Annotated in this window: 23 protein-coding genes; 18 read left to right on the plus strand and 5 right to left on the minus strand. The window is 41.9% G+C overall.

Features of this window, described 5'->3' with window-relative positions; all coding sequences use genetic code 11:
* The first annotated feature begins 318 nt into the window (after positions 1–318).
* The 15 genes from D0463_RS02000 (at position 319) to D0463_RS02070 (ending at position 16,562) form a co-directional block, all read left to right on the plus strand.
* Complete coding sequence (locus D0463_RS02000; RefSeq protein WP_117304502.1) at positions 319–1,092, plus strand: response regulator transcription factor; 774 nt, start codon at positions 319–321, stop codon at positions 1,090–1,092.
* 15 nt (positions 1,093–1,107) lie between these two features.
* A complete protein-coding gene (locus D0463_RS02005; RefSeq protein WP_117304504.1) occupies positions 1,108–2,229 on the plus strand; it encodes an XdhC family protein in 1,122 nt (373 codons plus the stop codon).
* The gene (locus D0463_RS02010) at positions 2,226–2,831 is read left to right on the plus strand and encodes a nucleotidyltransferase family protein (RefSeq protein WP_117304506.1); all 606 of its coding nucleotides are present in this window, start codon (positions 2,226–2,228) and stop codon (positions 2,829–2,831) included. Before D0463_RS02005 ends, D0463_RS02010 begins: the two co-directional genes overlap by 4 nt.
* Positions 2,832–5,246, plus strand: a complete 2,415-nt coding sequence (locus tag D0463_RS02015; protein WP_117304508.1) for a xanthine dehydrogenase family protein molybdopterin-binding subunit — start codon at positions 2,832–2,834, stop codon at positions 5,244–5,246.
* Positions 5,247–5,261: 15 nt separating this feature from the next.
* On the plus strand, positions 5,262–5,717 hold the full coding sequence (locus D0463_RS02020) for an SRPBCC family protein (protein WP_117304510.1): 456 nt from the start codon (positions 5,262–5,264) through the stop codon (positions 5,715–5,717).
* Positions 5,718–5,738: 21 nt separating this feature from the next.
* Positions 5,739–6,608 (plus strand): FAD binding domain-containing protein, encoded by an 870-nt coding sequence (locus tag D0463_RS02025; protein ID WP_117304512.1) that lies wholly within the window; start codon positions 5,739–5,741, stop codon positions 6,606–6,608.
* A gap of 5 nt (positions 6,609–6,613) precedes the next feature.
* Positions 6,614–7,096, plus strand: coding sequence for a (2Fe-2S)-binding protein (locus D0463_RS02030; protein ID WP_117304514.1), 483 nt, complete (start codon positions 6,614–6,616; stop codon positions 7,094–7,096).
* A gap of 15 nt (positions 7,097–7,111) precedes the next feature.
* Positions 7,112–8,671, plus strand: coding sequence for an AMP-binding protein (locus tag D0463_RS02035; protein WP_117304516.1), 1,560 nt, complete (start codon positions 7,112–7,114; stop codon positions 8,669–8,671).
* 18 nt (positions 8,672–8,689) lie between these two features.
* Positions 8,690–9,478 (plus strand): enoyl-CoA hydratase/isomerase family protein, encoded by a 789-nt coding sequence (locus D0463_RS02040; RefSeq protein ID WP_117304518.1) that lies wholly within the window; start codon positions 8,690–8,692, stop codon positions 9,476–9,478.
* Between the two features lie 164 nt (positions 9,479–9,642).
* Positions 9,643–10,983, plus strand: coding sequence for an MFS transporter (locus D0463_RS02045; protein WP_117304520.1), 1,341 nt, complete (start codon positions 9,643–9,645; stop codon positions 10,981–10,983).
* A 66-nt stretch (positions 10,984–11,049) separates the two neighbouring features.
* Complete coding sequence (locus tag D0463_RS02050) at positions 11,050–12,516, plus strand: aldehyde dehydrogenase family protein (protein WP_117304522.1); 1,467 nt, start codon at positions 11,050–11,052, stop codon at positions 12,514–12,516.
* Between the two features lie 16 nt (positions 12,517–12,532).
* Complete coding sequence (locus tag D0463_RS02055) at positions 12,533–13,711, plus strand: iron-containing alcohol dehydrogenase (protein ID WP_117304524.1); 1,179 nt, start codon at positions 12,533–12,535, stop codon at positions 13,709–13,711.
* A gap of 22 nt (positions 13,712–13,733) precedes the next feature.
* Positions 13,734–14,564, plus strand: coding sequence for a R2-like ligand-binding oxidase (locus tag D0463_RS02060; RefSeq protein WP_254052690.1), 831 nt, complete (start codon positions 13,734–13,736; stop codon positions 14,562–14,564).
* Between the two features lie 11 nt (positions 14,565–14,575).
* Positions 14,576–15,964, plus strand: coding sequence for a UbiD family decarboxylase (locus tag D0463_RS02065; protein ID WP_117304528.1), 1,389 nt, complete (start codon positions 14,576–14,578; stop codon positions 15,962–15,964).
* A gap of 40 nt (positions 15,965–16,004) precedes the next feature.
* On the plus strand, positions 16,005–16,562 hold the full coding sequence (locus tag D0463_RS02070; protein WP_117304530.1) for a UbiX family flavin prenyltransferase: 558 nt from the start codon (positions 16,005–16,007) through the stop codon (positions 16,560–16,562).
* A 416-nt stretch (positions 16,563–16,978) separates the two neighbouring features.
* On the opposite strand, the gene D0463_RS02075 is transcribed toward D0463_RS02070, so the two are convergent.
* Positions 16,979–17,653, minus strand: coding sequence for a hypothetical protein (locus tag D0463_RS02075; RefSeq protein ID WP_117304532.1), 675 nt, complete (start codon positions 17,651–17,653; stop codon positions 16,979–16,981).
* Positions 17,654–17,790: 137 nt separating this feature from the next.
* Positions 17,791–18,123: a helix-turn-helix domain-containing protein gene (locus D0463_RS02080; protein ID WP_117304534.1), complete on the minus strand. Its 333-nt coding sequence runs from the start codon at positions 18,121–18,123 to the stop codon at positions 17,791–17,793.
* A 133-nt stretch (positions 18,124–18,256) separates the two neighbouring features.
* Here D0463_RS02080 and D0463_RS02085 point away from each other — a divergent pair, with 133 nt between their 5' ends.
* Positions 18,257–19,261 carry a patatin-like phospholipase family protein gene (locus D0463_RS02085; RefSeq protein WP_117304536.1) on the plus strand — a complete coding sequence of 335 codons (1,005 nt, stop codon included), beginning with the start codon at positions 18,257–18,259 and terminating at the stop codon, positions 19,259–19,261.
* A gap of 107 nt (positions 19,262–19,368) precedes the next feature.
* On the opposite strand, the gene D0463_RS02090 is transcribed toward D0463_RS02085, so the two are convergent.
* Both D0463_RS02090 and D0463_RS02095 read right to left on the minus strand, forming a co-directional pair.
* Entirely contained in the window at positions 19,369–19,818 is a 450-nt protein-coding gene (locus tag D0463_RS02090; RefSeq protein WP_117304538.1) for a hypothetical protein, read from the minus strand.
* Between the two features lie 295 nt (positions 19,819–20,113).
* Positions 20,114–20,461: a penicillin-binding transpeptidase domain-containing protein gene (locus D0463_RS02095; protein WP_367946561.1), complete on the minus strand. Its 348-nt coding sequence runs from the start codon at positions 20,459–20,461 to the stop codon at positions 20,114–20,116.
* A gap of 749 nt (positions 20,462–21,210) precedes the next feature.
* Here D0463_RS02095 and D0463_RS02115 point away from each other — a divergent pair.
* Together D0463_RS02115 and D0463_RS02120 are read left to right on the plus strand one after the other, a co-directional pair.
* Positions 21,211–21,918 (plus strand): TerC family protein, encoded by a 708-nt coding sequence (locus D0463_RS02115; RefSeq protein ID WP_117304548.1) that lies wholly within the window; start codon positions 21,211–21,213, stop codon positions 21,916–21,918.
* Positions 21,919–22,082: 164 nt separating this feature from the next.
* A complete protein-coding gene (locus tag D0463_RS02120; protein ID WP_483295710.1) occupies positions 22,083–23,345 on the plus strand; it encodes an MFS transporter in 1,263 nt (420 codons plus the stop codon).
* Positions 23,346–23,421: 76 nt separating this feature from the next.
* Here D0463_RS02120 and D0463_RS02125 read toward each other — a convergent pair whose 3' ends face one another.
* Entirely contained in the window at positions 23,422–24,285 is an 864-nt protein-coding gene (locus tag D0463_RS02125; protein WP_174234277.1) for a glycerophosphodiester phosphodiesterase, read from the minus strand.
* Positions 24,286–24,472: the final 187 nt, after the last annotated feature.

Genomic DNA, 24,472 nt, shown 5'->3' on the forward strand with positions numbered 1-24,472 from the left:
ATAATGAGAAAAGGCGGTCAATCCTGCTGGATCAACGTACCCTTTAGTTTGAATAAAACTCTGTAATTATTCCTAAGACAATACTATGTAAGAGAATCATTTTAACACTGTAAGAAAATTCAAAAAGGATTATTGAAAACATTAGAAGAAATATTTAAAAGATAAAAAGCAAAAATTTAAAACCTGTTAGAAGATGTATCAAATAGTATAAGAATAATTAGAAAATTAAAAAAATGAGAAGAATTTAAAATGAGCATAACAAGATAATGAAACTGCTTCGACATTATTTTTATTAAGATTCAGATAGGAGGAGAATAGTTGGCTGAGTTGCTTATTGTCGATAACGATCAAATGGCAAGAAAAGAAATATGTACGATAGTGAACGAAAGTAAATACAATTTTCTATCTGTTTATGAATCAAGTACTGTTCAAAGAGGATTGTTACTTCTTAAGCAAAGTCAGCCAAGCGCACTGATAATCGATTTATCATTGCCTGATATGGATGGTTTCCAATTCGGCAGGACGGCCCTGCAATTATATCCTACTTTGCCGATTATCATTGTCACCCAGTTGAAGATGTTTGGATTAGTACAAAAAGCTATGAACGCCGGTTTTGCTTCCTTTTTATTGAAACCGCTTTCTAAAAATGAACTGTTGGAAACGTTCGACAGGGTGCTCGCTCCTGAAATCAGCTCCCAGGTACATTATGGGATCAATAATGTGTCGGGTGAGTTTATTACAGACTTAAAAAACCCGATTGAAAGTGCCATCCAATATATTCAACTGAATTATGGGGAACCTTTGACTTTGAAAAGTATATCAAACAAGGTTTATCTCAGCCCATCCTATTTTAGCCGTCTATTTAAGGAAGAGACGGGAATGACCTTTGTTGAATATGTAACGTTTGTCAGGGTTCAAAAAGCGAAAGGCATGCTTCGTTTATCGTCCTTGCCAATTGAAGTGATTGCGAATAATACAGGTTTTGCAAATTCAAGCTATTTTGCAACCGCTTTCAAAAAATTAGTAGGGAAAACTCCAACAGAGTACCGGGAACAATTTCATTGGGACTCTGGAATAACGGTCACAATCTAACAGGGAGGTGAACGGATGTACGTAATTTACAAGGAATTGCAAAGATGTCGAGATAATGGTTTAAAAGGCGTGCTTGGAACGATTATCTCTACGGAAGGATCAACCTATCAAAAAACCGGGGCCAAATGCTTTATTACTGAAGATGGAATCTTAACCGGACTGTTAAGCGGCGGATGTGTTGAAGGCGATTTGAAGGAATATGTCCAAGAGATTTTAGCTTCTGGTCTTTCAAGGATCGTCCATTATGATTTTCAAGATGATGGTGATATCGTCTGGGGACTAGGTTTGGGTTGTAACGGCAAGATGAATGTTTATTTGGAGCCATATCTTCCTGGTGATCGCAATAGAAACCCGGCAATCATCGATACCTTTTTTTCAGCAGCACAGTCGAAAACCATCCACAGAATCACTATCGTAGCTTCAAAAGATGAGTCGTTATCGGGAACAACCTGGCTGATCGACCCTGCATCAAGAGAAACTCCCAATATTCCGTTTCAAGAAATCTTACAAGATTATTACAGTAAAAGATGTTTACAAAAGAATGGCCTTTCCTCTATCGGGGGACAATCCGACCTTCTAGTCTTCTATGAATTTACTGAACCACCCCCTGAACTCATCATTTTTGGTGCCGGACCTGACGCCATTCCATTAGTACAAATCGCGAAAACGTTAAATTGGCATACTACCGTATTGGATTATCGAACTGCATTTGTTACTCGGGAAAATTTTCCAAACGCTGACCAGTTAATTGTCTATCCCGCCGGAACGGTTCCGGATATAGCGATTCATCACAATTCATATGTGATCTTAATGACACACAACTTTATCCAAGACCAAATTATTCTAGAGAACGTTCTGAAAATGTCACCGGCATATTTAGGAGTACTAGGTCCAAGAAAAAGAACGGATCAATTAATAGGAACAAGTGAAGTTCTTTGTGCTGACCCCATACTACATCATATCCATAGCCCAATCGGATTAGATCTAGGTTCGAAAACTCCTGAAGAAATCGCGTTGAGTATCCTGGCCGAGATCATGGTTGCTTATCGTGGTGGAACTGGCTCCAGATTAAGCGAGGGAGAAGGGAAACCAACAATAAGAACAGAGAAGGAGCGTGAAGTTGTATTGAAACCATGAACAACAAGGTCTGGGGAATTATTCTGGCTGCAGGCTTTTCAAGAAGAATGGGAACGGCCAAGTTATTGCTGCCCTTTAAAGGAAAATCGATATTGCTCCATGTGATCGAACAGAGCTTACACTCCAATTTATCAGGGATTACCGTAGTGGTTAATCCTGAAGTTCCAGACCTTATTACGCAGGCTTCTGTACCGGGAATAGATAAATTGATCTTAAATGAAAAGGCCGTTCAAGGCATGTCTACTTCCATTAAATCAGGGTTAGTTTCTGTGCCAGCAGATACATCGGCGGTGGTGTTTTTACTCGGCGATATGCCGTTAATAACCTATCGGGAAATCAATAGAGTAATTCAGGATTATCTTACACAGGACGAATCACCGCTGATCGTTCAATCAAGCTATAAAAATCTAAATGGGCACCCTGTTTTATTTAATCGACGATTGTTTTCTGAATTGTACCAAGTATGTGGCGATGAAGGGGCCAGGTCAGTCATTAAAAAGTATAAACATCATATTTATTATTCACGTATGGGAACAAATATGGCTTTTGATATAGATACAAAAATAGATTACCAAAAATTACTTCGGGAGGAGGTATGTTAGATGACTGATGTTATTGGCAGCCCGTTGACACGCGTTGAAGATGCTAGATTACTGACCGGACAAGGAAAGTATATCGATGATATCGGCATCCCCCCCAATACAGCCCATGCGGCGATTGTCCGAAGCTCCTATCCACATGCCATCATAAAGTCAATCGATGTTACAGAGGCGTTATTAGTGCCTGGTGTAAATGGTATTATTACAGGTAAAGAAATAGCAGCCTATTTAAATCCTTTTAGTGTCGGGGTGAGTGCACCTGTCCATTATTATCCGATTGCTATAGATAAAGTAAGGTATGTCGGGGAGCCTGTCGCCGTCGTGATTGCAAAAAACAGGTATGTCGCTGAAGATGCCGCAGAACTTGTAAAGGTAAAATACGAAATGCTAAAACCAATCGTCGATATTGAAAAGTCCATGGAAGCAGATGCCCCATTGCTTCACGAAAATGTAGGATCAAATATAGCAAACCATCGAACGTTTCATTATGGAGATGTGGACCAGGCTTTCAATGAGGCAGACCTGATCATTAAGCATAAATTCCATTTTCCAAAGTATTCAGCTACGCCTGTCGAAACCTATGGAATCATTGCAGAATACGAAAACAGCTCAAACCAATATACCATTCATGCTAACTTTCACGGACCATTCATCATTCAAGCGGTCATGGCAGGAGCGTTAAAGATCCCGAGTAATAGACTTAGAATCATCGTTCCAAAAGATATCGGCGGAAGCTACGGAATCAAGGCAGGCACCTTCCCGTACATGGTGCTTCTCGCCGTCGTGAGTCGGATCGCTGGCTGTCCGGTAAAATGGATCGAAGACAGGCAGGAACATCTGTCCGCAAGCTCCAGTGGAACGGACAGGGTAACCTATATCGAAGCCGCCGTAAAAGAGGATGGAAAGGTACTTGGTCTTAAAATGAAAATGATGGATAATGTCGGCGCCTATATCCGTGCACCGGAACCTGCTTGTCTCTACCGCACCCATGCTAATACAACAGGGGCATATGATGTCCCAAACCTGCAGATTGATGGGTATGTTGTGATGACAAACAAATTACCGACAGGATTAATAAGGGGATACGGCGGCCAGGAACTCTATTTTCCATTAGAGCGGATCATGCAAATGATTGCCTTCAAACTGGATTTAGATCCTGCAGAGGTCATCCAAAGGAATCTAATTAAATCCGATCAATTTCCTTACCAGACTGCATCCGGGGGAATCTATGACAGCGGCGATTACGAAACGGCGTTTCAACTTGCGTTAGATACTGGGCAGTACAAAGAATTCAGGCAGAAGCAAGCTGAAGCTAGAAAAAAAGGAAAGGTTTTTGGTGTAGGGCTTGCTTGTATCGTGGAGCCTTCAGGATCAAATATGGGTTACATCACAATTGCCCTGACCCCTGAAGAAAGAGCCGCTTCCTTGCCAAAATCCGGGTGTACTGAAGCAGCAACCGTTTCAATGGATCCGATGGGCTTTGTCAATGTCAGAATCAGTACTGCACCGACAGGCCAGGGCCATGAGACGGTTTCCGCTCAAATAGTGGCGGATGTGCTCCAGATCCCGGTAAATCAAATTAACGTGGTGGCGGAACTGGATACTGCAACGAGCCCATGGTCGATAGCTTCCGGAAGTTATTCCAGCCGGTTTGCCTCTTTAGGTTCAAGTGCCGTCTATCTTGCCGCCCAGAAAGTAAAGAAAAAATTATTGCAAATCGGAGCCAACCATCTCCATGTGCCTGAAGAAGATCTGATAATAGAGAACGCCACCATTCTATCTAAAAATGATTCCTCTGTAAGATGGTCAGTAAAGCGGGCAGCGGGATCGGCGCATTGGAACCCATTGTCACTTCCGGAAGGCACTGAGCCTGGAATCTATGAAACTTATTTTTATACAGCTAAAATCGCTGAACCACCGGATGAAAATGATTTAATCAATTCCTCGATCACATATGGATTTGTAGCGGATCTGGTTACAGTTGAAATCGATCCGGAGACCGGTGAAGTTAACATTCTCGACTATATTACGATACATGATGCCGGTAAACTGTTAAATCCGTTGATCGTCGATGGGCAGATATACGGGGGGCTGGTCCATGGACTGGGCGGGGCGTTATATGAGGAACTTGCCTATGATGATAAAGGCCAATTCCTGACAGGTTCATTCATGGATTATCTCTGTCCGACCGCACCGGAAGTACCAAATATAACGATTAAGCATATTGAAACTCCATCACCGGTCACTCCGCTTGGAGCGAAAGGGCTTGGAGAAGGAAATACAATGAGTGCCCCGGTAGCGATTGCGAATGCGGTAAGCGACGCATTGAAACCATTTGGGGTCGCAATTGATTCTCTACCTTTAAGTCCAAATAAAATATGGAAATTACTTTCTGAACAAAAGGTTACCAACAAGTAAAAGAGGTGGCAGGAAATGAATGGACAAGGAACTTTAAAATTGGACGCGGGCATCGATCAGTCATGGGAAGTGCTGTTGGATCCGAATGTATTGGGGAAATGCATCATGGGCTGCGAAAAACTAGAACAGGAAGCTGAAAATAAATACAATGCCGAACTTTCGGTCGGGATTGCAGCGGTGAAAGGAAAATATGAATCTACCATCGAGATTGCTGATATAGAAAGACCGACACATTACAAGCTAATTGTCAAAGGTGAAGGCGGTCCGGGCAATGTCGAAGCTACTGGAATCATCGATCTAAGCCCAATTGATGAGAACACCACTGAACTCGCCTATACATATGAGGCGGAAGTGGGAGGAAAGGTGGCGATGATTGGCCAACGGATGCTGGGTGGAGTGGCCAAATTGATCATCCAGGATTTTTTCAAAAAGCTTGCCAAAGAACTAAAGAGAATTGAGTCGAATGCGTAGGTATGAAGGGAGGTTAAAAGCTTGAAACCGGCAAAGTTTGACTATTATTGTCCCAAAACAGTGGAAACTACTCTCACATTGCTTGATGAATCCGGGTATGATGGAAAAATCATCGCTGGAGGGCAAAGCCTGGTCCCGATCATGAATATGAGGTTATCGGCCCCCGAATGTCTGATTGATATCAATCATTTAACTGACCTCGATTTTATCGAATTTGATGATGATAGAGTCAAGATAGGTACATTAACGCGGCAAAGTAGGGTGGAATCCTCTTCAATGATAAAGGAAAAAAGCGGCTTGTTGAGTGAGGCGGTTCCGTTTATTGGCCATGTTCAAACAAGGAATAGAGGCACCTTTGGTGGCAGCCTGGTCCATGCCGATCCGAGTGCGGAAATTCCGCTCTCCCTAATGGCTTCTGGAGGTTCCGTGTTTATCGCTTCCAGCGAGGAGACAAGGGAAGTGGAAGTAGAGGATTTTTTCGTTACCTACTTAACGACAGATCTTTCGCCCACTGAACTTTTAACGGAGGTCCACATACCGATTTGGGAAGGCAGGATTGGTTATTCCTTTCATGAAATATCCCGGAGGCATGGTGATTTTGCTTTGGTTGCCTCTGCTTGCCAGCTGACGTTGGATGATCAGGATAAAATATCGAAAGTCAGGCTTGCCCTTGGCGGAGTCGAAGCTGTACCGCTATTAGTGGAAGACATCAATCAAATTATGATAGGGGAGAAGCTCTCTGAATCGTTGTTGGGCAAGGTTGCGGACATTGTTGCAACATCGGTCGATCCTGAGTCGGATCTGCATGCTTCAGCTGATTACCGGAGACATCTGGCGACAGTGCTCGCCAAACGAACCCTGAAATCAGCATACACGAGGGCTAGGAGGTGAACGGATTGGGGCTACATCAAGTAAGGCTTACGATCAATGGAAAAACGGTCGTGGAAGAAGTTGAACCAAGAATGCTATTAAGTGATTTCATTCGTGAAAATTGTGGGCTTACGGGAACCCATATAGGGTGTGAACATGGCGTATGCGGTTCATGTACTGTCATCGTGAATGGGTCAGCCGTCCGAAGCTGTTTAATGTTTTCCGTACAGGCAGAAGGTCTCGAGATTCAAACGGTGGAAGGACTTAGCCAAAATGGAGAGCTGAACGGTTTGCAACAAAATTTCAAAGAATGCCATGGACTTCAATGTGGTTTTTGTACGCCGGGCATCTTAATGTCAACCAGCGACTACTTATCGAAAAATCCGAAGCCTTCCACCAAAGAAATTAAAGAAATGCTTTCTGGACATCTTTGCAGGTGCACGGGTTATGACGGAATTCTGAAGGCTATTCAAAAAACAGTTGAAGAAAACAAAGAGACAGTCTCTTAGAAGGGAGTTGAACCTATGAATTTATCAACCATGTTTGAATTTGCGGTGGAACGATTTCCAAGCCGGTTGGCTCTGGTAGAAGGCGAAAAAAGATACACATATAACCACTTAAATAAGGAAATTACCAAGGTTGCCGCATCCCTGCAGCGAATGGGAATCAAACAGCACGACCGTGTTGTCATTGTCTTGAAAAATAGACTTGAAAACATCGTAATCTACTGGGCGATCCAAAAGCTTGGCGCTGTATACACTCCAATAAATCATAGGCTGTCCGCTAAAGAAGTCGAGTATTGTGTAAATGATGCAGAATCAAATGCAGTCGTCTATGAAGAAGCGAGTCAGGATGCAGTTCTTAAAGCAGCCTTTGAAGGAAATCCGATCCTGATAGGGCTCGGCGCTGTCGAAGGTGCGGATATTTATTACGAAGAACTTGTTGACAGAAGTCCAGAAAGCTTTAATAAGCCTGTGATCCATGAAGATGATATTGCATTGATGCTGTACACATCTGGAACAACAGGCCTCCCAAAAGGGGTCCCAAGGAGCCATAAAAATGAATACTCAGCAGCTATTGCCCATATCATCCAAAATCAATATACAGACGGGGAAAGTACATTGGGTACCATGCCTTTATACCATACGATGGGGATGCGTTCCTTGCTATCTATAGCTTTCTTGAACGGAAAGTATGTGGTTCTTCCGGATTTTGATGCAAAGGATGCTCTTGAATTATTAAGCAGCGAAGAAATCACATCCCTCTATTTAGTTCCTACACTTTACCACGATATTTTAAGCCATCAGGCTTTTGGTAGCTACCGTTTAGATAAACTGGAAAAAATCGGGTATGCAGGAGCATCGATGACAACAGCTCTTACGGAAAAGTGTGTGGATTTATTAAAGCCTAAAGTCTTTGTGAATCATTATGGAAGCACTGAAATATACACCTTTACGATATGTCCCTATGTCCAGCAAAAACCAGGGTGTGCAGGTAAACCTGGTCTCCATCAAAATGTCCGCCTTGTTAAGGCCGATGCCGAAGGAAATTCACTGCCACACGACTTAATCGGAAAAGGAGAAGTAGGCGAAATCATCATTAATCTTAATTCGAATGAGGCATTTAAGGGCTATTGGAATAAACCGGCGGCAACCCAAAAGGCAATACGGGAAGGCTGGTACTTTACCGGTGATTTAGGGATCATTGATAATGATGGAGATTTATTTGTAGTCGGAAGGGTTGACGATATGATCATCTCAGGAGGAGAGAATATCCATCCGCTTGAGGTGGAAGATGTTATTTCCAAACATCCTAAGGTTTCTGAGGTTGCCGTAGTTGGCGAAGATGATGACCGCTGGGGACAAATCGTATCTGCATTCATCGTACCATTGGACTCAACCATCACTGTCCAGGAACTTGATGAGTTTTGCAAAAGTGATCCGAAGTTATCCAATTTTAAACGGCCGCGTAATTATGTGTTCTTAAAACAGATTCCGAAAAGCCCGGTAGGCAAAATTCTTCGCCGTAAGATCAGGGATGGAGAAGTCGAATTATATTCTGATGAAAATAAAATAGTAGGGTAAACGAAAGGGGAATTTTACATGGAAACGACAACAAAATATGATCATATCAGAGTTGAAAAAAACAATGAAAAGCAAATCGCTACTATTATTTTTGACCGTCCGGAAAAAATGAACTATATCAGCATGACTGCCCGCGGCCAATTCTCAGAGATCTTCGATCAGTTAAATAAGGATGAAAATGTAAGGGTTATCATAGTCAAAGGGGAAGGGGATAAAGCTTTCAGCGCAGGGGGGAGCATCCCGCAATTCATGGAAACTCATCCGGAAGAGCTATCACGTTTAAGAATCAATGTCGCCGCTCCGGAACGTTCACCCAAACCTGTGATTGCACAGCTTCAGGGTTTTACCTTTGGAGTTGGTTTTGAGATCGCCATGGCCTGTGATTTCCGAATCGCTGCGGACGATACACTTCTGGGCCTCCCGGAAATGAATCTGGGAATGATACCGGGAAGCGGCGGTACCCAACGTGTAGTGAAAGCAGTCGGACTGACAAGGGCTAAAGATATGATCATGAGGGCAAGAAGAATTCCCGCAGAGGAAGGATATCAATGGGGACTGCTGACAAAAGTCGTCGCCAAGGATGAATTGGAAACAGAAGTTCTCCAATTGGCAGAAGAATTGACAAGATTTTCACCGCTAGCCCAGCGTGTATGTAAAGAAGTATTAAACGCAGCAGAAGAAGGGCCGCTCAGCACTGGTTTGGAAATCGAGGGCCGGGCATATGGAATGCTAAGATGCACCGATGATTTTAAAGAGGGTGTAGATGCCTTCGTAGAAAAGCGGAAACCTAATTTTACAGGGAAATAAAAAACTTAATTCATGTGATCCTCACAGAAAGACTGTGGGGATTATCTCCTCAAAATTAGGCTAATGTTGCAGGTTTAAAAGACAGAAAATTCTGAATAAATCAAACTGGTTTTTGTTTAAGTAAGATTTAGTTACACAAAAATAAATAATAGGGGGTATTTCTAATGTCAAATTCGGTACACAAGGTTGTTTCAAATCCGCCTGATAAGCAGGGCAATAATCGTCAATTAGTCTCGGCGACTATGGCATCACTTTTAGGATGGTCTTTCGACCTTTATGATCTTTTTATTCTTCTGTATGTGACACCAACAATTGGAGCATTATTTTTTCCAAGCAGCAACCCGACCCTATCCCTGGCTGCTGTTTACGCTTCATTTGCTGTAACATTGCTTATGCGTCCGCTCGGATCAGCCATCTTTGGATCCTATGCCGATAAAAACGGCAGAAAGAAAGCGATGACGGTTGCTATAGTGGGTGTTGGATTGAGTACCGCTGTTTTTGGCCTGTTGCCGACAGTGCCGCAAATAGGTGTGTTTGCCACAGTAATCTTCTTGCTGCTGCGCCTAGTACAAGGGATATTTGTTGGTGGTGTTGTGGCCTCCACACATACGATCGGAACTGAATCTGCGCCACCTAAATTAAGAGGGTTAATGTCCGGCCTTATTGGCGGGGGGGGAGCAGGTCTAGGAGCTCTATTCGCTTCAATCGCATTCACAATTGTATCCGCTTTATTTCCGGGTGAAGCATTCAGTGAATGGGGATGGAGAGTCATGTTTTTCACGGGTCTTATCGGATCCGTCGCTGGTCTCTTTGTTTTCCGAACCCTTGATGAGTCACCATTATGGAAAGAGCTTCAAAAAGAGAAAAAAGAAAAGAAGCAGCCGCAAACGGTTGAGCAAAAGCCGGTTAAGTCCCTGTTTACAACTTACTTTCGTGTATTGATGGTCAATCTCATGATCGTTATTGGCGGTGGTTCCGGCTATTATCTCACTGCAGGTTTTATCCCTACTTTCTTGGATATCATTAACGGCGTATCACCAGCAACTAAATCGGGTATTCTTATCACTTCCAGTATCGTAACGATTATTTCGGCACTCATTGTGGGCCATTTAAGTGAAATAATCGGCAGGAAGAAGACTTTCCTTGGTGTCGGTTTGATAAATATCATCGGCCTTCCATTCTTTTATCTTTCACTAGCTGATGCAACAACCACTTCTTCGATTTATTTCTATACCATCTGTGTAGTGTTTCTCGGGAATGCTGCTTATGCTCCTGTATTGATTTTTCTAAATGAACGTTTTCCAACATCCATTCGCTCTACCGGCACCGGGCTTTCCTGGAACATGGGATTTGCCGTTGGCGGCATGATGCCAACCTTTGTGACATTAGCAAGCGGCTCAGTGCAGAACATTCCACATACTCTGATGATTTTCTTTATCGCTATATATCTGGTTTATATTATTGGAAGCCTGATCATACCGGAGACCAGAGGAAATTTGAAATAGAATTATATCTTAGGAAGAGGGAAAACTCTTTCCCCTTCCTCTAATATCTAGTTTGGGAGGAGAAAAATGACGACAGCGGTAGATAAGAAAATACCTGTTTATTACAACTATATTGGTGGAGAATGGATTGAATCGACGTCAAAAGAAATGATTGAATCGTACAATCCCGCAACGGGTGAATTGGTTAGCTATTCCCAAAAGTCCAACCTGGACGATGTAAAGGCAACTATCGATTCTGTGGAGGAAACTTATCTGCAGAGTGATTGGTCAGTCAATCCAAAGCGCCGTTATGAAGCACTGCTTAGCTTAGCGCAGAAAATGACAGACAACATGGAAGATTTGTCTAGGATCTTGACAATGGAACAAGGTAAAACCATTCGCGAATCACGGATAGAGATTTCCGGTTGTATCGATACACTGAAATATTTTGCAGGAGCTGCCCGTACAGTTTTTGGACGTTCCATTCAACTGGAACCAAATAATCTTGGAGTCATCGTAAAGGAACCAATTGGTGTTGTGGGCATCATTTCACCATGGAACTGGCCGGCTCTTCTGATGGTAAGGGAACTAGCTCCTGCTCTTGCCGCCGGCAATGGTGTCATCGTAAAGCCTGCCAGTTTGACCCCATCCATTTCAGTGGAGATCTTTAAATTGATAGACGAGGTACCTGAATTCCCCAAAGGGCTTGTCAGCATTATCACAGGTCCTGGAAGCTCAATTGGAGCCTATATGGCAACAAGCAACAAGATTGATATGATCAGCTTTACTGGTGATACTTCAACTGGGAAAGCAATTATGGAAATGGGTGCAAGCAATATTAAAAAGCTGGCGTTGGAGCTGGGTGGAAAATCGCCAAATGTTGTGTTTGCTGATGCGAACCTGGATAAAGCGATTCCTATCATTGGGAAGTCGATTTTCATCTCGGCAGGGCAAATCTGTATGGCAGGATCAAGATTGCTAATACATGATTCGATAAAAGATGAAGTCGTAGCCCGATTAAAGAATTACGCAGAAGGGATCCGGGTCGAAAACGGGTTATCCGAAAGTGCGGATATGGGTCCGCTCGTGTCGCAGAGCCAGCTTGATATCGTCCAGAAGTATTGCGAAATCGGCAAACAGGAAGGCAGGATCATTACAGGCGGTTACCCATTGACAGGTGGCGATTATGATAAAGGATATTATTTCAGCCCGACTATTATAGATGAACTTCCAGCCAATTGCCGGGTTGTCCAAGAAGAGATCTTTGGCCCCGTTCTTGCCGTGCAATCGTTCTCTAGCGATGAAGAAGCACTTGAAATAGCAAATGACAGCGACTTCGGTTTGTCCGCCGGCGTATGGACTACGGACCTAAACCGGGCCGTGAAAATGTCAAAGGGTATCAAAGCGGGTACCGTCTGGATTAATTCGTACAACAAGAATTTCCCGGAAGCGGAATTTGGGGGCTACAAGCAAAGTGGTTTAGGACGCACCAGAGGAATAGACGGATTGATGGAGTACTGCGAAACAAAACACATTCATATTGAAACTGATTAAGAAGGGAGGTTATTGAATGAGTAAGATCGGTATGTATAAAGGAATTAATTTTGATTTTTCGTTTCATCTCCCTACCTTGATTGAGTTAGGATTTGGCAAAGCTTCGCTTCTTGGAGAGAAGCTTTGCCAATTGGGCGTGAAGAATGTCTTTTTCGTTAGCGATAAAGGAGTGGAGGCTGCCGGGCTGCTTCAGAATTTGGAAAAGTCCTTGGAGGCCGCAAACATTCAATATGAAAAATATTTGGAGGTTGAACCTGATCCAGGTCTTGAGACAATCAATAAAGGTTCAGAAGTTTTTACAGCAAATGCCTATGATTGCATTGTGGCGGTCGGTGGAGGAAGTGCCATTGATACGGCAAAAGGAATCAGGGTGGTAGCAAGCAATGGCGGGAGCATTGAGGACTATGCAGGTGTTGACAAGATAGGTACCGCTCCGACGATTCCTTTAATCGCGGTACCTACAACTTCGGGTACCGGCAGTGAAGTAACCATTTTTGGGGTGTACTCTGATTGGGTCAAAAATGTCAAGGTGACCGTTACCAGTCAGTATATGGCACCGACTATTGCTCTTGTCGACCCGCAGCTAACGATGAATTTACCGAAAACTATGACAGCTGCGTCAGGTATAGATGCCTTGGCCCATGGCATTGAATCTTATTTCTCACTGAGGTCCAGCCCTGCATCTGCAGCTCTGGCTTTGGAAGCAATTGAAATAGTCGGTTCCAACCTTCACCGATCGGTAAGCAATGGGGAAGATGAACAGGCAAGGAGTGGAATGTCCCATGGTAGTCTGCTTGCTGGCATGGCTTTTAACAATAGTTTTCTTGGCTTGACCCATGCAATTGGAAGTGCTCTTTCAGGACATTGCCACATTCCACATGGGGTAGCTATTGGATTATTACTGCCCCAGGTAGTGGAATTTAATTCATTTGCCCGTCCTGATAAGGCTGCCAAAATCGCCGGACTACTGGGCGGAAAGGCCGATAATGAAGATCAGCTTGCAAAGCTGGCTTCAAATGTTGTGGCAAGTTTGGTAAAAGAAATTGGACTTCCAACCCGGCTAAGGGATCTCAATGTGCCAGAAGCGAAGCTGGCTGACATTGCAAAGGATTCTTTTAAAAGCGGGATGATGAAATTTAATCCACGTCAGCCGTCTGAAGCAGAAGTGTTTGAGCTATTAAAAGGTGTGTATTAATTCTAAAATGGAGGAATTGGATATGAGCGAAGAATTAATTTCTGGTCTTGATAAAAGTACGAGTGAAGTCGCTTGGAATCTATATCGAAAGGCAATTCGATTTGGGACCTGGGATCCTGAGGCTATTGATTTAAGACAAGATAAGCAGGATTTCAAATCACTTGACCAGGACTTGAAAGATTATCTTATCCATTTTTGTACAGGGTTTCTCGATGCGGAGGAAAACGTTGCCCTCAAATTCTGTCCTTGGATTATGTTGGGATCGACCACGGAAGAACAAGCTTTCCTAAGCACTCAATTATTGGAGGAATTTAAACATACAGAGTTTTTTATGCGCTATTTTACTGAAGTGTTGGGCCGCGAACGAATCTCCGGTGTGAAAAACCTCGTCCAGCAAAGGCTGGACGACCGTGCCAGGCAAATGCTTGACGCCCTGGAAGCAGGTCCCGAAGAGCGTGAAGCAGCCCTTGTTGAAGGATTGACTCATTATCAAGGCATTATCGAAGGGGTTCAGGCGATGTCAGGGTATGATGTTTTTGAAGCTGTTTATGGCAGCAAAGGATTGTTCCCGGGGCTTAAAGAAGGGTTTGCGAGAATTAAAGAAGATGAAGGCCGGCATGTTGGGTTCGGCCTGCGCATGCTCAAGCTTTTAGCACGCAATCCAAAGCATGCCGAGAGAATCCGGGCGATTTACGATGAATATCTTCCGTATATTCTTATCCGTTATGACCAGCAAGTAATCGTTGATGGGCGTGAAGTGCCGACACCGCCGGAAGTACAAGGTCGCGAGCGGTTGACGAAATTATTTGACAGACGATTGAAAGATATATTTGGCAGCTTGGTGAACAATTAGGAGGTTCGTGTATGAGGGCAAAATCACTTCGCACCTGGCTAGAGTACCTGCAGAAAACCGACAGGGTGGCAGTCATGGATAAGGAAGTCAGTCTCCAATTCGAAGTCGCAGCACTTACGAAAAAGCTGGATGGCAAAAAAGCAACCTATTTCACTAATGTAGAAGACTATGAAATTCCAATCGTTTCTGGCATTTGTGCAACACGAGAACAATTTGCGGAAGCACTGGAAACCGACCAGTATCAATTACTATCAAAATTTACTGAAGCAGTTACCTCTCCTACCCAGTGTCGCCATGTAAAAAAAGAGAATGCCCCTGTTAAAGAAAATATCATCTTGGACAATATCGATTTAGATTGTTTCCCGATACCGGTCCATCATGAAAAGGATTCAGGCAAGTATATAACAGCCGGGCTTTTTATCGTGCGCGACCCGGTTACGAGAAAACAAAATGTTTCAATACACCGCCTGCAGATTTCGGGGAAAGACAGACTGGGTGTACTTCTCTTGCCCCGACATACTTATCATTTATTTAAACAGGCGGAAGATGCAGGCAGGCCGCTTGAATGTGCCATCGCCATCGGCGTGGATCCTGTTACTCTTCTTGCTTCCCAGGCCAGTACTCCTTTCGGTGTTGATGAACTTGAAATTGCAAGCGCACTGTTAAGGGAACCCCTTGAAGTGGTCCGATGTGAAACGGTGGACATTGATGTGCCGGCTTATGCAGAAATTGTGCTAGAGGGCAAAATTCTGCCTAAAGTCCGGGAACCGGAAGGGCCATTTGGTGAATTTCCAAAATACTATGGTCCGAGAGGTGATAAGGAAGTTGTCCAGATAACTGGGATTACGCACCGGAACAATCCCATTTTCTATACGATTGTACCCGCTGGATACGAACATTTATTGTTAGGGGGTATACCAAGGGAAGCCAGCCTGATTCAAAGTATACGGCAAACGGTTCCTTCAGTGAAGGCGGTACATATGAGCCCTGGAGGAACATGCCGGTATCATGCAGTCATTTCCATCAAAAAGCGAAATGAAGGTGAGGGAAAAAATGCGATTATTGCTTCTTTTGCCAATAGCTTCGACATAAAGCACGTAGTTGTGGTCGATGAAGAGGTCGACGTATTTAATATGGAAGAAGTCGAATGGGCCATTGCCACACGTTTTCAAGCAGAAACAGATTTAGTGGTAATAAACGGTACACAAGGGTCAAAATTGGATCCGTCCACTGACGAGGGCTTTGGATCCAAAATGGGGTTTGATTGCACGATTCCTTTAGGAAGCGAACCTATGAGATATAAACGAATTCATATTCCTGGCTTTGATGAGATCAACATTAATGATTATATAAACAAAAATTCGTCGGGATTACGTACACAGCATCTTGAAAAGAAATAATAGGATTGCATGTTATTTGATTGATGATTGGGGGATATGAATGAAAGTCGTTGTAGGAATATCTGGGGCAAGCGGAGCTATTTATGGGATTCGTATACTGGAAGCATTAAAGGCGGTAAAAGTAGAAAGTCATCTCATCCTTAGCGGAACAGCAAGAACCACCATTGAATACGAGACAGAATACAAGATAGAGGATGTTACACAGTTAGCCACTAAAGTCTACGATAATAAGAATCTCGGTGCCGCTATATCCAGCGGATCATACAAGGTTGATGGAATGGTTATTGCACCTTGCTCGATTAAAACTCTTTCAGGAATCGCAAACAGTTATAATGTTGACCTCATGACCAGGGCAGCCGATGTCAGTTTAAAGGAAAGAAGAAAATTAGTATTAATGGTCCGGGAGACCCCGCTTCACCTTGGTCATCTAAACCATATGACGACGGTCGCGCAAATAGGCGGGATTATTCTCCCACCTGTACCATCTTTTTATCACCATCCAAAAACAGTTGATGACATCATAGACCAAAGTGTACAAAAAGCTTTGGATCAATTTGGCATAGAGGCAAATCTTTTTAATAGATGGGTAGGAATTTAGTTATTCAAGTTAGGTATTGATTGCCATCGCAGGATTGATTCAATTTTAGAACAGGCCCGATATTTACCACACTGGGCGGAGCTGCCGCAGGTATGGTGGTTTAACGGAGGCTTTAAAGGAAACGGCGCTGAATGATGAAGCAGCACGGCAATATGAAGATGAGGTGAAACAAGGAAAAAATCTCGTGTTCGTAATGGAATAATTCCGATATATAGACTACTCAGAAATTTTTTGAAGGGTAACAAGAAATTATTACTCTAAAGAATTGAAATAGCCTATTGTTCCGCGCCAAGGAATAATAGGCTATTTTATATGACCGAATAGAGGATTCTCGGAATTCTTAATTCATTAGGAATAATATTGTATGTAAATCACCCAATATTAAATGACGATTCTGACCCCATATGATAAAGGCGTTAAATGATATGTTTCTTGGGTAAAAGCTTCCATGCGTTAGAGAGATTCAAAAATACATCACGTTCATCTGTGGCTGATTCTTGATTATCATCTGGTACCTGTTTATAAAATTGCTGGGCTCCCATTTCTAACAAATTACCATATTCCTTAGCGAAATGTGCAAAAGCCTTGTCAAATTCATCTGAATTGGGAAGTAATTCGATAATCGCCATTAGGTGCAGAGAACAAGCCATTGCGATCGGTCCTAACACTTGAGGAATATCAAATTGATTCACTGTTTCTTTTACAGTTATGCCTGCTGCTTTTTCAAGTTCTAATAATTTGTCATGCTGTGTTTTGATCACTCCGGGGTCGCCTTCTTTTTTTGTCTGTGAATAGGCTACATACTGGCGCCTAATTTCCTCGCACCTGCCAATAAGTTCATCAATCACCCCATTCTCAATATCCGCATTAAGCAATTTGCCTATATCGTCAACCGAGTTTTTAATAAGCTTCGTATAATCGATATCCATTCCAAAATGGGTTTTCATAAAATGAGCATATTCCAAACCCGGACTACTTGCCGTCAGGCCTTCTGCTTCTTTGGAAAAGAACCATTTCCACGTATAGTCTTCAAATACTTCCTTTTGGATCTCGCTTGTCTGGTGCTGGTTTATATCTGAACGATTTTCCATGTTGTCATCCTCCTTGGATTGGTAGCAGATAAGTGATTTTTCGATTTTAAAAAGCAGTATTATGTAGATACTAATCAACGAGCAAAAGTATAGGATCAAATGAAAACGATGTTCTTATATTAACCAAAAAACAGAAATTAATTTTTACATTTCATGTGTTCATGGCAATTATGGCCGGCTGAGCATGGAGAACGATTCATCAGCTTTACCTGCGCCTGCTGTTCCGTCGTCAATCGTGGTGGCTTTCCGGTTGAGAACTTCATGGTTAAGTCGTCCAATCCATGTTCTTGGTAGGAACGGATATAGGTTCCGATTGTTTTACTGGTTCGCTTGTGAATGGCGGCGATTTCCTGGACAGGTTTTCCCATCAAATGTAGCCGGATTGTCTGATAACGTTCATACATGCGACGACTTTTTTCAGTTTTAAGTCTATTTTCGACATCTTGTAATTCGTCAACATTGGATTTCATGACATCTCACCGCCTATTCAGGATAAAGCTTTATTTCGACGAGTGATGAAAAAAAATCCTTCCGAATTATAAAGAAAAACTTAAGTTCAATCTATATAGTCGGATTACATTACATGAAAATCGAGGTGTTTTTATGAATCATCTCTTCAGAAATCTTATATTTGAAGGTGGAGGAGTTAAAGGAATTGGATTTGTTGGGGCATTAAAAGTTTTAGAAGATAAACATATACTTGACAATGTTAAAAGATTTGGGGGTACTTCGGCGGGTGCGATTACGGTGCTTATTCTTGGATTAGGCTATACAATCTCTGAATTGGAAAACATATTGAGCGTCTTGGACTTCAGAAAATTTAAGGATGATACCGTCGGGCCTGTTCGAGATGCTTTTCGTTTGACTCAAGGTTATGGCTGGTTTAAAGGTGACCATTTTGAGAATTGGATAGAAGGTATCATTGAGAAAAAGACAGGAGATAGATCTTCTACTTTTAAAGATATCCATGATCGAATGGAAAGCGATCATTTTAAGGAAATTTTTTTTCAAGGGACCAATGTCTCAACCCATCTTATCGAGACATTCTCATTTGAAAAGAGTCCCGACATGCCTGTTGCCAAGGCTGTCCGAATTTCAATGTCCATTCCATTCTTTTTTGAAGCAGTGAAATGGAAGGATGACCTTTATGTGGATGGGGGAATTTTGGATAATTACCCTATCAGGTCATTCGATTGGGAACGGTACGTTACAAAGGAAGAGCATTATTCGATACCGAATTATTATGCAGCTACCAATCATGCTTTGTCCGGAAACGGACCTTATGATACACGTGTCTATAATAAAGAAACACTGGGGATTCGATTAGAATCTAAAGAAGATATAAATGCTTATATGCATAATGCTTCGCCAAAGAGGCATGAAATCAAGGACCTACCTGATTTTACATGGCACTTAATGAGGACGATCATGAGGTGCCAAAGGAATATGCATTTGAACGAGAATGATTCAGCACGCACCATTTATATCGATTCACTTGATGTTTCTGCAGTTGACTTTGATATTCCTCCTGAAACAAAGCTAAAACTGATTGAATCAGGAAGAACTTGTGCGGAGAATTACTTTACAAGTTATGGTAACCCCGAATAAACAGCAAACCAATCGTCATTTATACGATTTGCGTGAAAAGTTCCATCCTAAAAATGGAGTATTTTAAAGTAAATTTGTATGGGTCATAAATAAAATTCCCCATCATTCTATCTATTTGGCCCATACATAATATCCGATGTCAAAAAGGCGCCAACAGGCGGCAAAGCATCACTGATAATAGGAGTTCCCGTTAGAGCTGTATCGGTTGTTGCAACCCATGTGCCATATTCACCTGCTTGTAAAGAGGGAGGTTTCATCATAAGCCGTCCTCTTAACATATAATGTCGAACTCTAATTGCAGAATCATCAAATATGGACAGGTTACCGGAATACGTGGCATAAGGTGAATTAAAACTTACTTGCCTGGTCTTTTCATTCCAAAATCCGTTAATTGGAATAGCTGTACCGCGAAAATTAATCGTACCAACTACCCTGTTATCCGTAATTGAATTAATGATCATTGTACCCCAAACAATCGGTCTGCCAGCTATATCAGCGTGGATACCCCATTGTGATGGGGAAGGAATACTAACCATGGTTTGCTGACGATTTTGCAAAGTGGATCTCTCCTTACTAAAATACATGAATTTCGAATTGGATAATATTTAGTCAAAAGTCGGTTACTACGATATTTTTGTTTACCCCCCTGTTGAAGGGAACAATAAAGTATATGATCGAATTTCATATTGGGAACAAAAGGCCTCGATGATTTAGGGGGAGAATAATGGGGGTTTTGTTATTATATTATTAACCAGACAATAAAAAAAACGCAGATTTTACTCTGCGTTTCATCTTCTAATGGCGTAATTCCGATACCACCGATTGTATAACATAAGAAAAACTGATGTAAAATCATTTCATAACAGATTGATAAATGCCTTCCTGCTCCAAAATGGAAAGTGCGATCTTGGCAGCGGAGCTTCCGCCTGCCTGCTTTTCACCTTGAATATGAACGGCAAAGAAAAACGTATTATCTACACTTTCTACATATCCCACAAACCAGCCAGCCACATTTTCCTCGTTTATAACTGCAGTTCCCGTTTTTCCTGATAATAGATTACCATTGGATTCTTCTAAAAGTAACGAGTCTTTCACAGTTTCAATATTGGTTTGTTCAAAAGCAAATTCATTATTATAAAACTTCTTCATTATATCTACCTGTTCAACAGGAGAAATTTTGATTTTATCAATGAGGAATATTCTAAAACAACCTTTTTATGAAAATGTATTTCCTCTTTACATTGATAGAAAAGTGTTGACAACTTCATGCTTTCAACTATTTGCAGACTTTTTTTAATTTTGCCGATTCTTAAATTGCTATATAAAGTAGCCATAAGCATAACAATCATTCCTGATATCCACACTATGAAAAAGATATAATCCATCATTCAAAGAGAGGATTGATAGTTTAGAAATAATGGTAGAATATAGATGGACAAATGTATTTAAAGTAGAGCCTTTTCTGATTTGATTAGGGGGAGAATGAAGATGGGTTTTGTTTTAACGTTTTTAACTATATGGATATGCAGTTTTGTGATAGCCAGGACTTTAAGCCCTTTTTCAAAAACATACTGGAAAAATGATTTTATGATCACTTCAGCGCAATCATTAATCATCACGTTTTTGCTTGTATATTTCTTTTGAAGAAAAACATCATTCATAAGGTCAACCCATGTGAACTAAAATTTTCTAACCTATTAATACATTTCTCTTTTACTACTCTACACTTTTTGCTAGAATAGAATAGTTGAATTGATTTTTGTATTTTTAATAACTTAATAACTTTTCCCGTAAAGGGGAGTAGCGTCAGGTATGCACCTGAAATAAAGTCGTCATTACGTGGGATATCCACCGGCTTTATTGGCCTAAGCTTTTGTTTAGCGCTCAGCGAGACCTTTGCCGTCAAAGGCAAGGGTCTCTTTATTTTTTGGGGAGAAAGGGAGAATAAGATGGAAATTTTATCAGGTGAATTTTTTGCGGCGCTCTTGTCTATCATTATGATTGATTTGGTGCTCGCCGGAGATAACGCTATACTTATAGGGCTTGCAGCACGGAAGCTTCCTAAAGAGAAGCAAAAGAAAGTAATACTTTGGGGGTCCATAGGCGCGATTGTCATAAGGAGTATTTTGACGCTGCTGGTTGTGTACTTATTAGATGTACCTGGTTTGCATTTAGTAGGCGGCGTTCTGCTCGTATGGATTGCCTATAAGCTGTTGCTGGATGAGGAGGAACATGAGGTTAAAGCAGCTGATTCCATGTGGGCAGCCATCCGCACCATCATTATCGCGGATGCCTTGATGGGATTGGATAATGTTTTGGCTGTTGCCGGAGCTTCACACGGAAACATGCTGCTTGTCGTAATTGGACTATTGGTTTCGATTCCGGTCGTCATGTTCGGCAGCACCTTAATCCTTAAGCTAATCGAACGTTTTCCGTTTATCATTACAATCGGTGCTGCGATCCTGGGATGGACCGCTGCCAAGATGATTGTCGCTGAACCGTTCATGCATGATTACTTTACGAATTCATTTGTAAAATACGGATTTGAAGCAGTCGTCGTGCTCGGTATTATCCTAGCAGGAAATTACAAGCAACAAAAAGTAGAACACGAAGATGAAGAAAAAGAAAAATTGCAACTAAAAGAAAAAATGCATTAATATCATGAAAACTCGCCAATCGGCGGGTTTTCTTTTTGCTTTATTTTCCTTTTTTCACTTCCTAAAGCTTGTTGGGGAAGTTCGTACTATAATTATAAATAATTTAGAAAGAAATTCCACGAAGTGATAATATTAATGGAAGAATGAGTAATCGTAGGAGGGGTATAGTGAGTTCAATCCAAACAAATCAGGCTCATGATCAAGGTCTGATTATTTTTCAACCTTTTAAAAAATCGCGTTATTTCACTGCCTTATTTTTTGGCCAGCTCTTTTCCATATTGGGAAGTTCGATCACGATGGTCATCTTGCCGATCGTGGTGTTTGAACTGACGAATTCGACAGCGATGATGGGAACCGTGATGGCTTTATATATGCTTCCTAATGTAATCATGCTTCCGATTGCAGGGATATTGGTCGATAAGCTAAACAGAGTACATATCATGTTAGCCGTTGATATTATTCGGTTTATTATTATGGGTGTGCTTTCTGTATTGGCCTTCACGGACCAGCTCAATATGACCTATCTTTTTATCTTAATGTTTCTTATGGGCTTGATGGATGGGTTTTTCCTTCCCGCGTATTCGTCGGTTCGAGCAAAGGTGTTTACAAAAGATATCCGTAACGCGGCCAATTCCTTGACACAGGTAAGTCAGCAGGGAATCAGATTATTTGGTCCAGTGTTAGGCGGGCTGATCGTCACCTCTTTATCAGCAGGCTGGGGCTTTGGGTTAGATGCTCTTACATATATTATTTCTTTTTTCTTTATAGTCAGCCTTCGCTCTTTATCTTTTCAGCAAATTACTGTAAATACGCAAGAAAAACATACAATGAAACAAGATTTCATAGAAGGTATTGATGTGATCAAACAACAGTCCTGGCTTTGGATTACGATTCTCGCTTTTTCATTTATTAATATTTGTGCAGGAGGGGTCACACAGGTATTGCTGCCGTGGCTGATCAATATCCATCATGAATTCGAACCTGTTGTGTACGGACTTGTTCTGTCCTCTGCAGGGGCTGGTGCCATCGTATCCGGTATCATCTTTGGACTGAGGAAGGAATGGAGAAAGAGGGGAATCCTAGCCTATGCCGGCGTTGCTGCAAGCGGGCTGGCGTTGCTTTTGACGCCATTCGTAACGAGCGTTCCATTATTAATGCTGTTGATGTTTATTGATGGAGCGGGGATCATGCTGTTCGGACTCATCTGGGAGACGAGTTTGCAGGAAATCGTCCCGGAAGAGAAATTCGGCAGAGTTGCGAGCCTTGATTATTTAGGTTCATTTGCCTTGCTGCCAGTAGGTTATCTGCTGACGGGCTGGTTAGCAAAAGGGGTAGGGGAAATACAAACACTGGTTAGCTTATGCTCTATTATATTACTAATCTCTTTGGGGTTATTGTTTCATAAGGGAATCAGGAGATTTAATTAATTCTGACCAATCAAAAAGGATAGGGCAGCAGCGTGAATCTGAACGCTGCTGCCCTATCCTTTATTTTTTAAAATGCCTACTTCCCCTTCTTCACTTCATGAAGCCTGTCTGGAAAGTTCGTGAACATTCCGGTGACACCCCAGTCAATCAGCTTCTTCATCGTTTCCTTATCATTGACGGTGTATGGATGGATGGCTAGTCCGTTATTGACTACTTTTTGTACATATTCCTGGTTCAGATACGTATAGTTCGGGCCAACGCCGATTGCATATTGCTTAATGGCAGCAATTTCAGCATCGGTAATCACAGCGTTGCTTCTGTAAGAAAGCAATTGAACGAGCTTTATGGATGGATCCAGTTCTTTCGTTTTTAACAAACTGGCTGAACTGAAAGACTGAACTAATAGCTTCTTTTTATTGACTTTGTATTCATTTACGAGACGTAATAGTTCTTTTTCCATTCCGGGATACACTTCTGGTGACTTCGTTTCGATATAATAATTAGCATTCTTTCCGAACTTCTGGAACACTTCTTCAAGCGTTGGCACTTGTAATCCCGCATAGGCCGGATTTGCGTATTGCGGATACTTCTCGTTAAACCAGCTGCCGGCATCCATCTGTTTGATTTGTTCTAAAGTGTAATCTTTTACCCGGCCTGTACCATCTGTTGTCCGGTCTACCGTTTCATCATGCATGGCGATTAATTTGCCATCCTTTGTCATTTGTAAGTCTACTTCAATATAGTCTCCGTGCATTTTCTCGCCCATTTCATAGGCTGTAATCGTATGTTCCGGAGCATAGCCGGAAGCACCGCGATGGGAGACGTTTACGATATCCTTATGTTTTTCCTTTGCCATTCCAGTTTCCCCACCTGACAAAACACCAATTCCGATTACTAGCGCCCCAAGCGCCGACATCCATCTTCTTTTCAATATACACATCTCCCATCTCTATTAAACTACTTTTCAAGAGTAGCAACGGAATATTAATTTTTATCCGTGCAAAGGTAAAAGATTAGTAGCAAGAATATTACGAGAGGGTAAAATAGTAATTTAGTACGCTTGTATAATAGGGGCTTTGTACCTGTTTCTATTCATTTACAGTCTATTTACATTTCTTTCATTTTTT

The sequence above is a fragment of the Bacillus sp. V59.32b genome (genome assembly GCF_003429085.1).
Taxonomy (GTDB): Bacteria; Bacillota; Bacilli; order Bacillales; family DSM-1321; genus Peribacillus.

What these genes read in the sequence shown, in the direction of transcription:
- D0463_RS02005 (WP_117304504.1), top strand. Translation starts at nt 1,108, where the DNA reads ATGTACGTAATTTACAAGGAATTGCAAAGATGTCGAGATAATGGTTTA.
- D0463_RS02010 (WP_117304506.1), top strand. Translation starts at nt 2,226, where the DNA reads ATGAACAACAAGGTCTGGGGAATTATTCTGGCTGCAGGCTTTTCAAGA.
- D0463_RS02015 (WP_117304508.1), top strand. Translation starts at nt 2,832, where the DNA reads ATGACTGATGTTATTGGCAGCCCGTTGACACGCGTTGAAGATGCTAGA.
- D0463_RS02020 (WP_117304510.1), top strand. Translation starts at nt 5,262, where the DNA reads ATGAATGGACAAGGAACTTTAAAATTGGACGCGGGCATCGATCAGTCA.
- D0463_RS02035 (WP_117304516.1), top strand. Translation starts at nt 7,112, where the DNA reads ATGAATTTATCAACCATGTTTGAATTTGCGGTGGAACGATTTCCAAGC.
- D0463_RS02040 (WP_117304518.1), top strand. Translation starts at nt 8,690, where the DNA reads ATGGAAACGACAACAAAATATGATCATATCAGAGTTGAAAAAAACAAT.
- D0463_RS02045 (WP_117304520.1), top strand. Translation starts at nt 9,643, where the DNA reads ATGTCAAATTCGGTACACAAGGTTGTTTCAAATCCGCCTGATAAGCAG.
- D0463_RS02050 (WP_117304522.1), top strand. Translation starts at nt 11,050, where the DNA reads ATGACGACAGCGGTAGATAAGAAAATACCTGTTTATTACAACTATATT.
- D0463_RS02055 (WP_117304524.1), top strand. Translation starts at nt 12,533, where the DNA reads ATGAGTAAGATCGGTATGTATAAAGGAATTAATTTTGATTTTTCGTTT.
- D0463_RS02060 (WP_254052690.1), top strand. Translation starts at nt 13,734, where the DNA reads ATGAGCGAAGAATTAATTTCTGGTCTTGATAAAAGTACGAGTGAAGTC.
- D0463_RS02065 (WP_117304528.1), top strand. Translation starts at nt 14,576, where the DNA reads ATGAGGGCAAAATCACTTCGCACCTGGCTAGAGTACCTGCAGAAAACC.
- D0463_RS02070 (WP_117304530.1), top strand. Translation starts at nt 16,005, where the DNA reads ATGAAAGTCGTTGTAGGAATATCTGGGGCAAGCGGAGCTATTTATGGG.
- D0463_RS02075 (WP_117304532.1), bottom strand. Translation starts at nt 17,653, where the DNA reads ATGGAAAATCGTTCAGATATAAACCAGCACCAGACAAGCGAGATCCAA.
- D0463_RS02080 (WP_117304534.1), bottom strand. Translation starts at nt 18,123, where the DNA reads ATGAAATCCAATGTTGACGAATTACAAGATGTCGAAAATAGACTTAAA.
- D0463_RS02085 (WP_117304536.1), top strand. Translation starts at nt 18,257, where the DNA reads ATGAATCATCTCTTCAGAAATCTTATATTTGAAGGTGGAGGAGTTAAA.
- D0463_RS02115 (WP_117304548.1), top strand. Translation starts at nt 21,211, where the DNA reads ATGGAAATTTTATCAGGTGAATTTTTTGCGGCGCTCTTGTCTATCATT.
- D0463_RS02125 (WP_174234277.1), bottom strand. Translation starts at nt 24,285, where the DNA reads ATGTGTATATTGAAAAGAAGATGGATGTCGGCGCTTGGGGCGCTAGTA.